We start from the raw sequence: 11,268 nt of genomic DNA, 5'->3' as shown, positions 1-11,268 counted from the left end.
GGCGCACCGATGACCAATCCCACACGCGCAGTACAGGAATTCCGTCTTCCCGATCTCGGTGAGGGACTCACCGAAGCGGACTGGGTGCACTGGGTCGTCGCGGTCGGCGATCGTGTCGAACTCAACCAGGTCATCGGTGAGGTCGAAACTGCCAAGGCCACGGTGGAACTGCCGTCGCCCTATGCCGGCACGGTCGAGGAACTGCTGGTCGAACCGGGGCAGACGGTGCCGGTCGGGGCACCCCTGCTGCGGATCGCCACCGAGGACGGGCCCGCCGAACCGGCCGGTGACAGCAGCGGCCCGTCCCGACCGTCGGTGCTCGTCGGCTACGGACCCGGCGACGCCCCGCAGAGCAGGCGCGCCACCCGCCGCGCCTCACCGGACGCCGGGCGGGACCGCGACACCCCACCCGCCCGACCCGACGCGAAGCCCGGCGCACGCAAACTCGCGGCCCTCCTCGAGGTCGATCTGGACACGGTGACGGGCACCGGACGCGGCGGTGTGATCACGCGCGACGACGTGCGGCGGACCGCCGGGCACAGCGAAGAACCCACCGCCGGGCACGGCGAAGAACCCACCGCCGGACGACCACACCCGCCCTCCCCTGAGCCGTCCCCCGAGCGGATCACGCGTATACCCGTCGGAGGGGTGCGCAAGCGGACCGCCGAGGCCGTCTCCCACAGCGCCTTCACCGCCCCGCACGCCAGTGTCTTCCTCACGTGCGACGCGACCGCCACCGTCGATCTGGTGTCGACCCTGCGCGCGTCGCCGGCCTTCGAGGGTGTCCGTCCGACGGCGCTGAGCATCGTCTCCCGCGCGCTGGTGCACGCGATCGCCGACGAACCGTCGCTCAACGCGCACTGGGACGACGACACGGGTGAGATCGTGCTCCACCACGACGTGCATCTCGGGATCGCCACCGCGACCTCGGACGGCCTGAAGGTTCCCGTGGTCCGGGAGGCCCAGCGCCTGTCGTTGCCGCACCTGGCCCGGTCGATCGCCGAGGTCGCCGACCGTGCGCGGACGGGCCGCTCCACGCCGTCCGAGCTGACGGGTTCGACGGTCTCGGTGACGAACGTCGGAGTGTTCGGCGTGGACGGGGGAACACCGATCCTCAATCCCGGCGAGTCGACGATCCTCGCCGTCGGCGCGATCTCCGACCGCCCGTGGGTCGTGGACGGTGCTCTCGCGATCCGGAAGGTGGTCACGCTGTCGCTGTCGTTCGACCATCGGCTCGTCGATGGGGAGCAGGCAGGACGGGCACTCGCGACGATCGGTGCGTTCCTGGGCGATCCCGTGCCCATGCTCCTCGCCGACAAGTAGGTGAGCGCGGCCGCCCCGACGCCGACGGCGCCCACGCGGTGATCCGCGTGGGCGCCGTGACGGAGCAGCGACAGGTCCGGAAGGCCTACAGGGCCTTCAGTTCCTCGGTGACCTCCGAGACCATCTTCTTCGCGTCACCGAACAGCATCGACGTGTTGTCGGCGGTGAACAGCGGGTTGTCGATACCGGCGTAACCGGAGCTCATCGAGCGCTTGAGCACGATGACCGACTTCGACTGGTCGACGTTGAGGATCGGCATGCCGTAGATCGGGCTCGACGAGTCCAGGCGGGCAGCCGGGTTGGTGACGTCGTTCGCGCCGATGACGATGGTGACATCGGTGCGGTTGAACTCGCCGTTGATGTCGTCCATCTCCTTCATCGCGTCGTACTCGACGTCGGCCTCGGCGAGCAGGACGTTCATGTGGCCGGGCATACGACCGGCGACCGGGTGGATCGCGTACTTGACCTCGACACCGCGGTCCTCGAGCAGCGCGGCCATCTCCTTGACGGCGTGCTGCGCCTGGGCGACGGCCAGACCGTAACCGGGGACGACGATGACCTGGTTGGCGTACGCCATCTGGATGGCGGCGTCCGAGGCCGAGGTGGCCTTGACCGTGCCACCCGACGCCGACGCCACACCGCCGGCCGCCTCGCCGCCACCGAAGGCGCCGAAGACGATCGCGGGGATCGACCGGTTCATGGCCTTGGCCATGAGGTTGGTCAGGATGGTGCCCGAAGCACCGACGATCATGCCCGCGACGATCATGGCCTGGTTGTTCAGCGCAAGACCGGCGGCCGCGGCCGACAGACCCGTCAGGGCGTTGAGCAACGAGATGACGACGGGCATGTCGGCGCCACCGATCGGCAGCACGACGAACAGACCCATCAGGCCGGCGGCGACGAGCAGCGCCAGGATCCACCACGAGGCCAGCGGCTCACCGTCGGCGCTGATGCCGATGTAGACGGCGATGGCGATCGACGCGAGGACGAGCACGATGTTGGCCAGCTGGAACAGCTTCGCCGACGCGACGAGCTTCTTCTCGAGGTTCTTGTTCAGCAGTTCCTGCAGCTTCGCGAAGGCGACGAGCGAACCCCAGAACGAGATCGAGCCGATGATCGCGGCGAACAGCGAACCGACGATCATGACCACGGTCGGGTCGTCGTCCAGCGTCGTGAAGCTGATGGACTCGAGATATTCGGCCCACGCGATGAGTGCGACGGTGCCACCACCGACGCCGTTGAACAGTGCGACCAGCTGCGGCATGGCCGTCATCTTGGTCTTCAGTGCCGGCGGGACGCCGAGGATGATGCCGACGGCCAGGCCGCCGATGATCAGACCCCAGTTCTCCGTCTCACGGATGTCGATGAGCACCGCGACGACCGCGATGACCATACCGACGGCGGCGATGTAGTTGCCGCGGACTGCGGTCTTCGGGCCCGTCAGACCCGACAGACCGTAGATGAACATCGCGAACGCGATGATGTACAGGACCGAGACGAGGTAGCCCATCAGGCGTCAGCCCCCTTCTTCTGTGCAGCCGGGGAGTCCTTGCGCTGCTTGAACATCCCGAGCATGCGGTCGGTGACGACGAAGCCACCGACGACGTTCAGGGTGCCGAAGACCAGAGCGACGAACAGGATGATCTTGATGCCCCAGTGGGCATCACCGGGGAGATGACCGAGCACGACGAGAGCGCCGAGCACGACGATGCCGTGGATCGCGTTGGTGCCCGACATCAGCGGCGTGTGCAGCGTGTTCGGCACCTTGGAGATGACGGCGAAACCGACGAATCCGGCCAGGACCAGAATCGCGATGTTCGCGAGTAGTTCGTTGTACATCTAGGAGTTCTCCTTCGAACGCGTCACGCAGGCGGCTTCGAGGATCTCGTCCGAGAAGTCCGGGGCCAGGGCACCGGACTCGTCGAGCAGGAGCTCGATCAGCGCGTACACGTTCTTCGAGTAGAGCTCGGAGGCATGCTCCGGCATCGTCGCGGGCAGGTTGAGCGGCGAGCAGATGGTGACGTCGTGCTTGACGACGGTCTGCCCGGGCTCGGTGAGTTCGCAGTTGCCACCGGTCTCGCCGGCGAGGTCGACGATCACCGAACCCGGCTTCATCCCCTCGACGGCGGCGGCGGTCACCAGGCGCGGCGCCGGGCGGCCCGGCACGAGCGCGGTGGTGATGACGACGTCGAAGCCCTTGATGGCGTCTTCGAGCGCCTGCTGCTGCTGGGCCCGCTCGGCCTCGGTGAGCTCGCGTGCGTAGCCGCCCTCACCCGCGGCGTCGATGCCGAGGTCGAGCCACTGGGCACCGACCGACCGGACCTGGTCGGCGACCTCGGGACGCACGTCGTAACCGGTGGTGCGGCCACCGAGACGCTTCGCCGTGGCCAGCGCCTGCAGACCCGCGACGCCCACACCGAGCACCAGCACGGTCGCCGGCTTCACGGTGCCGGCGGCGGTGGTGAGCATCGGGAAGAAGCGGGTGGATTCGCTCGCCGCGACCAGCACGGCCTTGTATCCGGCGACGTTCGCCTGCGACGACAGGGCATCCATGACCTGCGCGCGGGAGATACGCGGAATGGCCTCGACGGCGTACGCCTCGACTCCGGCCTGCGTCAGGGCACCGATCTGGTTGTCGGCGTTGCGCGGGGCGAGGAAGCCGATCAGTCGCTGGCCGGACTTCAGGTGGGCGATCTCGGCGTCGCTCGGCGGAGCGACCTTGACGACGATGTCGGCGGACCAGGCGTCGCCGACGGTTGCGCCGGCCTCCTTGTAGGCCGCATCCGGAATGAGCGCGCCCTGGCCGGCACCGGACTCGACGACGACGTCGAGCCCCTTGCCGATCAAGGAGGGCACGATCTTCGGTACGAGCGCGACCCGCCGTTCCCCGTCGTTCGTCTCACGAACCACGCCGACGGTCGGACGGCGGTGCGCTCCGCTCCCCGTGTTCGATCCTTCGGTACTCAATTCTTGACTCCTGCGTCGATGAAAGTGCGCGTCGTGCCGCGATCGGCGGCGAAAGATGCGTTATCGAAGGCCATGTGACGGCCTGTCATGCACTGAAAGGCTTAAGCAGACCTACCGTGCCCTCCCGTGACCTCGCAACCTGGTCGGATCATCTGAATCGAGTCCGAACAGCAAGATGGCGCAAGTTTGTGAGGCAGCTCACCTCACAAATGCCATTTTCCTCCGGTGAGCAAGACCGTGTAGGACGATCGGAATCGGTCCCGGAAACGGCCCGGGGAACGGCCTCCGATGCGAAAGAAGGCGGTGTGCAAACGGATTCGTTCCGCGTGTACCGAACGACGGTGTGTACCGATTCAGAACACGTCGGAATCGATTCAGATGACCGGTCGCCGGACCCGACCTTTGCGCTCGTCCGGCAGTCGGCGTAGAGGGGCGTCCGTGACACACGAACCTCGGAAGGACCCCGCGAACGACAGCACCGAGGACCTCGGCGGCGACCCGGTCTGCTGGCTCCATCTCCTCTGCCCCGACTGCGGGGCGATGCTCACGTCCGAGGAGGAGCCGTGCCCGCGATGCGGCAGGGAGCACCCGACCCCGGGTCCCTCCTGACCCGAGCACCTAACCTGGCCTCATGAACGTGCCGGAACCCGTCCTCGACCTCGCCCGCTCGGCCCGGCGCGTCGCCGTCCTCACCGGCGCCGGGATGTCCGCCGAGAGCGGTGTCCCCACCTTCCGCGACGCGCAGACCGGACTGTGGGAGAACTTCGACGCCACCGCGCTCGCCACACCGGAGGCGTGGGCGGACGATCCCGCGACGGTCTGGGCCTGGTACCAGTGGCGGGTCGCGCTCGTCCGGCGGGTGCAACCCAATGCCGGACACCGGGCCCTCGCCGACTGGGCACGGGCGGCCCACGTGCAGATCGTGACGCAGAACGTCGACGACCTCCACGAGCGGGCCGGAAGCACCGAGGTCACCCATCTGCACGGGAGTCTGTTCGCCCCGCGGTGCAGCCGGTGCAAGCGTGCCGTCGACCTCCCCGACCCGCCGGAGGATCCCGTCGCCCGTCTCGCTCCGCCGTCGTGCCCCGCATGCGGAGGCGACGGGCGGCCGGGCGTCGTGTGGTTCGGCGAGATGTTGCCGCAGGAACCGTGGGAGACCGCGACCGAATCCCTGCGCGAGGCGGATCTGCTGCTGGTCGTCGGCACCTCGGGTGTCGTCTACCCGGCGGCCGGCCTGCCGTCGCTCGCGCGCAGTCACGGCGTGCCGGTGGTGCAGATCGATCCGCGCGAGACCGATCTGAGCGATCAGGTGGACCACGCCTGGCGCACCACAGCCGCCGTGGGTCTTCCCGCCCTCGTCGACGCGCTGAGGATCGGGACCGACACACCGCGTTAAGGTGACCCGGTGAGTTCCTGTGTGTTCTGCGCCATAGCCGACGGCAGCGGTCCGGCGACACGGGTGTACGAGGACGACGAGGTCGTGGCCTTCCTCGACATCCGGCCGATCGCGCGCGGACACACCCTCGTGATCCCGCGCATGCACGCCGCACGCCTCGAGGACCTCGATCCGGCGTCGGGTGCGGCCGTCTTCCGCGCCGGACAACGGATCGCCCGGGCGATGGCCCGTTCCGAACTCGCCACCGACGGAACCAATCTCGTCCTGAACGACGGACGGGCAGCGTTCCAGACCGTCTTCCACACGCATCTGCACGTCCTTCCCCGCTGGGACGGCGATCGTGTCCGGATGGGTATCGGTCTGGTCCGCCGTCGACCCCACGACCCCGAGACCACTGCGGCACTCATCCGCGCCGGTCTCGAACGTCTCACCGCCGAGGAGCACCAGTGACATCGCAGCCCGACACCACCTCCGACACCTCCGCTGCCGAGTTCCCGATCGACACGATCCGGCCGCTGCTGCTCGAGCAGTTCGCCGTGCTCGACGACCTGCTCTCGGGACTGACCGAGGACGAGTGGACCACCGCCACCTGCCTGCCGGGATGGACCATCAAGGACATCACTGCGCATCTCATCGGCACCGAGTCGATGCTCGCGGGCATCGAGACTCCGCGCGTAGAACGCGACGTGCGCTCGTTCGACCACGTGCGCAACGACATCGCGGCCTTCAACGAGCTGTGGGTGGAGTCGCTGCGTCCCGTCCCCGGCGCGGACGTGCTCGAGCGCTACCGGGAGATCGTCGCCCTGCGCACGGAGCAACTCGGCGCGATGACCCAGGAGGACTTCGGGAAGCAGTCGAACACTCCCGTCGGGCCGGCGCCCTACGGGCGCTTCATGCGGATCCGCGTGTTCGACTGCTGGCTCCACGAACTCGACATCTGCGACGCGCTCGGCAGGACGGGCAGCGAGGGCGGCCCACGTGCCGAACTCGGATCGGCGGAGGTCTTCGGCGCGGTTCCGTTCATCGTGGGCAAGCGCGGCAAGGCCCCCGAGGGAGCACGCATCACGATCGAGCTCTCCGGTCCCCTCGCGCGCACCGTCCACGTCGAGGTGCACGGACGGGCCACCGAGGTCGCGGCCCTGTCCGAACCGGCTACGTCGACGATCGCGATGGACTCCGGATTGTTCGTCCGGCTCGCCGGTGGACGCGTGCGCGCCGAGGACCGGATCGACGAGATCTCCCTCGGCGACGACACCGAGGTCGGACGCCGCATCGTCGACAACCTCGCGTTCACGATCTGACGTCGTGCGGCTGTTCCTGTCCTCCTACCGGTTCGGCACCGACCCGGACGCCTTCGTCCGTCTGGGGGTGCCGGGCCGGATCGCGGTGATCGCGAACGCTGCCGACGCGTGGCCGGCCTCGGCCCGCGCGGCGGCGGTCACGAGCGAGATGGGCCCGCTGCGGTCGCTCGGCTTCGAGCCGGAGGAGGTGGATCTGCGCGATCACCTCGACGATCCCGACTCGCTGCGGCAGCGTCTGTCGGGCTTCACCTCCGTGTGGGTACGCGGCGGCAACACCTTCGTCCTGCGAGCGCAATTGGCGCGCAGCGGAGGCGACGCCGTGCTCACCGAGCTGGTGCACAGCAACCGCCTCGTGTACGGGGGATACAGCGCCGGGGCCTGCGTCGCGACACCGTCGCTGCGCGGCATCGAGTTCTCCGACGACCCCGACGAGGTCGCCGCGACCTGCGGTGTCCCGGTGGTGTGGGACGGACTCGGCTGGGTCGGGCACGCGATCGTGCCGCACGCCGGCGACTCGCTGCTGGGCGACGACGGGATACAGCGGACCCTGCAATATCTGCGCGAACACGGCGTCGAACACGTCGCGTTGACCGACGACGACGCGATCGTCGTCGACACTCCTCCGGGGCACGCTCCGAGTACGGTGAAATCATGACGCAGAACATCGACGGCACCGAACCCCGGATCGAGCACGACGCCGACAAGGCCCGCTTCGCGCTCTATCTCGGCGACGCCCTCGCGGCCTACGCCGACTACACGCAGCACGGCGACCTGCGGGACTTCGACCACACCGTCACCGACCCGCAGTTCCGCGGTAAGGGTCTCGCCGGGATCGTGGTGAAGCACGCCCTCGACGAGACCAAGAAGCAGGGACTGAAGATCGGTACGTCCTGCTCGTACGTCGAGAAGTTCGTCTCCGAACATCCCGAATACCGCAACTGATCCGTCACACCTGCACGTCGCGGCGGCGGAAACCCACGATCGCCGCTGCGACGAGCAGTACCGCTGCGACCGCCTGGACGATCAGCGGCATCGCCGTCACCCCCTCTGCGGGCACCAGCGGGACATGCGAGAACGGCGACAGTGCGACGAGTTCGTCGGGGAGGTCGAGCATCTCGCCGAGCCACGCGACGAACACCGTCCACACCACCAGCACCCACACCAGCCCGGTCGCGCGCGGCACGCAGCCCAGCAGCGCGAACGCCACGGCGACCACGAGGATCGCCGCCGGGACGTAGACCAGGGACGCCGCGATCATCCGCGGCACCCATCCCCAGTCGCCCACCGCGAGTGCGACCCCCAGTCCGGTCGCAGCACCGGAGACGAGCAGCGCCACGACCAGCTGGACGACGATCACGGCGAGCGCCGCGAACAGCCATGCGCTGCGCCCGGTTCCGGTGACGATCACCAGACCGGACCGTCCGCCGTCCTCCTCGCTGCGCATCCGCATCACGGCGGACACACCGAAGGCGGTGGCGCCGAGGGCGAGGAACATCAACATCATCCCGGCGAAGGAGGCGGTGAGGGCGTCGGGGTCCACGCCGACCATGTCCAGCACCTGCGGCATCTCGTCGATGAGGTCCTCGACGGAGCTCGCCAGGGCGCCCATCGCGACACCGAACAGCACCAGTCCCGTCAACCAGCCCACGAACGCTCCGCGCAGCAGGCGACGGATCAGGCCGACCGGACCGAGCAACGCGGAATCCGCTTCGGCGGGTCCGGGTTTCGGTGCCCGTAGACCGGCTCCGAGGTCGCGGCGCCGCGACAGTGCAACGGCGACGGTGAGCAGCACGACCGTCGTGGCGACGGACAACAGCAACGGCCACCACCGCTCGTCGACGTAGAGCCGGGTCTGCTGGGCCCAGGCGATCGGCGAGAGCCACGACAGCCACGACCCGGTGGCCTCGATGATGTCGCCCGCGCCGCGGACGAAGAAGGCCGCGGCGAGCACGGCGAGCGCCGTGCCCGTGGCCGAGCGGGAATGCTCGCCGAACTGGGCGGTCACCGCGGCGATCGCACCGAAGAGCACCCCGGTGACGGCGGAGGCCACACCGAAGGCGACCGAGCCGACGACATCGAGCCCGCCGGCGATGAGCGCGACGGTGATGCCGGTGCCCACGACGAGGTTCGCGACCGAGACCAGCATCAGAGCGGCCGCCGGCGGAGCGTAGGCCCCGACGGGGAGGGCCCGCAGGAGTTCGAGCCGGCCGGATTCCTCCTGCGCCCGGGTGTGCCGCACGACGAGCAGGATGCTCATGATCGCGGTGGCGACGAAGACGGTCAGGCTCAGTTCGTTCGCGGTCATCGCCCCGAGCGTGTAGTTGTCGATCCCGTAGGCCGGTCCCGTCATGAGCACGGCTGCCGGATTCTCCAGCAGGGCCGCGCGGGCCTGCCGGGAGGCCTCGTCGGGATAGACCGCGGCCAGGCTGAGGGCGGTCGACCACACCGTGAAGGCGAGCGCGAGGGTCCAGACAGTGATGCGCACGCGGTCCAACCGCAGGTAGAGCCGCAGCAGGGTGCCGAGCCCGGTGAACGGTGCCGCGGACGTCGCGGAGGTACCGCTGGGGGTCGGTACTGCTGTCGGTGTCGTCGTGGTCATCGTGAGGACACCTCCTCCACGGCACCGGCACCGTTCCCGTCACCGGTGTCGAAGGTGTCGCCGTAGTGCCGCATGAACAACTCTTCGAGCGACGGGGGCGTGATGGTGAGGTTCTCGACGCCGAGTCCGGCGAGTTCCTGCAGGACCGGTGCGAGGGCGGTGTTGTCGACGTCGAACGCGAGCCGGCCGTCGTCGGCGTAGAGGTCGTGGACCCCGGAGAGACCGGCCAGACGCTCGGCAGGGGCGCTCGTGGTGGCCCGCACGGACGAGCGCGTCAGGTGCCGCAGTTGCGCGAGGGTGCCGGTCTCGACATCGCGTCCTGCACGGATGATCGTCACCGTGTCGCAGAGCTTCTCGACCTCGGCGAGGATGTGGCTGGACAGCAGCACGGTCGCGCCGAGGTCACGGAGCCCTCGCACCTCGTCCGTGAACACCGCCTCCATGAGCGGGTCGAGACCCGAGGTGGGTTCGTCGAGCAGGTAGAGCTCGGCGTCCGATGCGAGTGCGGCGACGAGTGCGACCTTCTGCCGGTTGCCCTTCGAATAGGTGCGGGCCTTCTTCGTCGGGTCGAGTTCGAACCGCTCGAGGAGTTCGGCGCGTCGGCGCGTGCGGACCTCTCCCCCGCGGATGCGGGTGAGGACGTCGATGATCTCGCCCCCGGTGAGGGTGGGCCACAGGTTCGTGTCGCCGGGCACGTACGCGAGCCGGCGGTGGATCGCGACGGCGTCGGTCCACGGGTCGAGTCCGAGGACACGGGCGGTGCCGGAATCGGCACGCAGCATTCCGAGCAGCACCCGGATCGCCGTGGATTTGCCGGCGCCGTTCGGTCCGAGGAATCCGGCGACGGTACCGCGTTCGACGGTCATCGAGAACCCGTCGAGGGCTCTCGTGGTTCCGAATGTCTTGACGACGTCGCGGATTTCGATGATCTGGGTGTCCATCTTTCCTCCGTCAGGAGTCGGGGGGTGCCTCGCGCACTGCCAGATAGGCGTCGAGAAGGGTCGAGTCCGTCAGCAACGGCTCGGTGTAGAGCTCGAGCATCGGCAGCATGAGGCGTTCGGTGTAGGAACGCAGCCTGGCAGGAAACGTCTCGAGATCGAGGTACTCGTCGGGACCGGGAAGGTCCATGAGCACGGCGCCGACGCTGAACGAGATGAGGGCGCGTGCTCGTTCGGACGGGAACCGGCTCGGCTGCACGGTTCCGGCGGCCACCGCCTCCTCGAGATAGGCCTCGGTGTCGGCGACGAGTCGGTCGAGGAAGTCGGCGGCGGCGGCACCGCCGGCTCGGAGGGTGCGGAAGAGATATGCGACCGTGGTCGCGTAGGTCTCGATGTGTTCCATCTGATCGTGCAGAGCATCCGACCCGAGCCGGGGGTCGAGGACGGCACTCTTCGCCTGCCGGATCCCGTCGAGCACGTACCGGTCGCAGTGTTCCTTCAATCCGGCGCGGGATCCGAAATGGTGCACGATCAGCGAGGCGCTGACGCCGCACTCGGCGGCGATGGTACGCAATGGCACGCCGACGCCGTACGCGGCGATGCACCGGATGGCAGCGTCGCGGATCCGGGCACGGGTGGTGAGGTCGTCACCGGCGGCGGTTGAACGCACGTTTCAAGCGTTGCACACGTGTTCAACCCGATCAACGCACTGTTTGTGCCATCCGAACGCGTGTCGTCGGTGCT

At 68.7% G+C, this 11,268-nt stretch carries 12 protein-coding genes; 6 read left to right on the top strand and 6 right to left on the bottom strand.

The window, feature by feature from the left end; genetic code table 11:
* Positions 1-9: 9 nt before the first annotated feature.
* Positions 10-1,323 carry a dihydrolipoamide acetyltransferase family protein gene (locus AC0LPE_RS08045; protein ID WP_490606000.1) on the top strand — a complete coding sequence of 438 codons (1,314 nt, stop codon included), beginning with the start codon at positions 10-12 and terminating at the stop codon, positions 1,321-1,323.
* A gap of 85 nt (positions 1,324-1,408) precedes the next feature.
* Here the strand turns inward: AC0LPE_RS08045 and AC0LPE_RS08040 are convergent, their stop codons facing one another.
* From AC0LPE_RS08040 to AC0LPE_RS08030, 3 genes are read right to left on the bottom strand one after another with little or no spacing between them, the layout of a single operon-like run.
* Entirely contained in the window at positions 1,409-2,833 is a 1,425-nt protein-coding gene (locus tag AC0LPE_RS08040; RefSeq protein WP_088898712.1) for an NAD(P)(+) transhydrogenase (Re/Si-specific) subunit beta, read from the bottom strand.
* A complete protein-coding gene (locus AC0LPE_RS08035) occupies positions 2,833-3,162 on the bottom strand; it encodes an NAD(P) transhydrogenase subunit alpha part 2 (protein WP_006552916.1) in 330 nt (109 codons plus the stop codon). Before AC0LPE_RS08035 ends, AC0LPE_RS08040 begins: the two co-directional genes overlap by 1 nt.
* On the bottom strand, positions 3,163-4,290 hold the full coding sequence (locus AC0LPE_RS08030; RefSeq protein WP_006552915.1) for a Re/Si-specific NAD(P)(+) transhydrogenase subunit alpha: 1,128 nt from the start codon (positions 4,288-4,290) through the stop codon (positions 3,163-3,165). It lies immediately after the preceding gene.
* Positions 4,291-4,921: 631 nt separating this feature from the next.
* Between AC0LPE_RS08030 and AC0LPE_RS08025 the strand changes: the two genes are divergently transcribed.
* From AC0LPE_RS08025 to AC0LPE_RS08005, 5 genes are read left to right on the top strand one after another with little or no spacing between them, the layout of a single operon-like run.
* Positions 4,922-5,686, top strand: coding sequence for an SIR2 family NAD-dependent protein deacylase (locus AC0LPE_RS08025; RefSeq protein ID WP_088898713.1), 765 nt, complete (start codon positions 4,922-4,924; stop codon positions 5,684-5,686).
* A 9-nt stretch (positions 5,687-5,695) separates the two neighbouring features.
* Positions 5,696-6,136 (top strand): HIT family protein, encoded by a 441-nt coding sequence (locus AC0LPE_RS08020; protein WP_088898714.1) that lies wholly within the window; start codon positions 5,696-5,698, stop codon positions 6,134-6,136.
* The gene (locus AC0LPE_RS08015) at positions 6,133-6,987 is read left to right on the top strand and encodes a maleylpyruvate isomerase family mycothiol-dependent enzyme (RefSeq protein ID WP_088898715.1); all 855 of its coding nucleotides are present in this window, start codon (positions 6,133-6,135) and stop codon (positions 6,985-6,987) included. Before AC0LPE_RS08020 ends, AC0LPE_RS08015 begins: the two co-directional genes overlap by 4 nt.
* Positions 6,988-6,991: 4 nt before the next feature.
* Positions 6,992-7,642, top strand: a complete 651-nt coding sequence (locus tag AC0LPE_RS08010) for a Type 1 glutamine amidotransferase-like domain-containing protein (RefSeq protein ID WP_490605999.1) — start codon at positions 6,992-6,994, stop codon at positions 7,640-7,642.
* Positions 7,639-7,929: a GNAT family N-acetyltransferase gene (locus AC0LPE_RS08005; protein WP_016693758.1), complete on the top strand. Its 291-nt coding sequence runs from the start codon at positions 7,639-7,641 to the stop codon at positions 7,927-7,929. The genes AC0LPE_RS08010 and AC0LPE_RS08005 overlap by 4 nt, the downstream gene beginning before the upstream one ends.
* Positions 7,930-7,933: 4 nt before the next feature.
* On the opposite strand, the gene AC0LPE_RS08000 is transcribed toward AC0LPE_RS08005, so the two are convergent.
* From AC0LPE_RS08000 to AC0LPE_RS07990, 3 genes are read right to left on the bottom strand one after another with little or no spacing between them, the layout of a single operon-like run.
* A complete protein-coding gene (locus AC0LPE_RS08000) occupies positions 7,934-9,586 on the bottom strand; it encodes an ABC transporter permease (protein ID WP_490605998.1) in 1,653 nt (550 codons plus the stop codon).
* Positions 9,583-10,527, bottom strand: a complete 945-nt coding sequence (locus AC0LPE_RS07995; RefSeq protein WP_160876181.1) for an ABC transporter ATP-binding protein — start codon at positions 10,525-10,527, stop codon at positions 9,583-9,585. The genes AC0LPE_RS08000 and AC0LPE_RS07995 overlap by 4 nt, the downstream gene beginning before the upstream one ends.
* Before the next feature lie 10 nt (positions 10,528-10,537).
* Entirely contained in the window at positions 10,538-11,194 is a 657-nt protein-coding gene (locus AC0LPE_RS07990) for a TetR/AcrR family transcriptional regulator (protein WP_088898719.1), read from the bottom strand.
* Positions 11,195-11,268 lie beyond the last annotated feature (74 nt).

This window comes from Rhodococcus sp. S3 (assembly GCF_058211795.1).
Note: the sequence above shows the minus strand (reverse complement) of the source record. Positions and strands in the feature narration are given on the sequence as shown.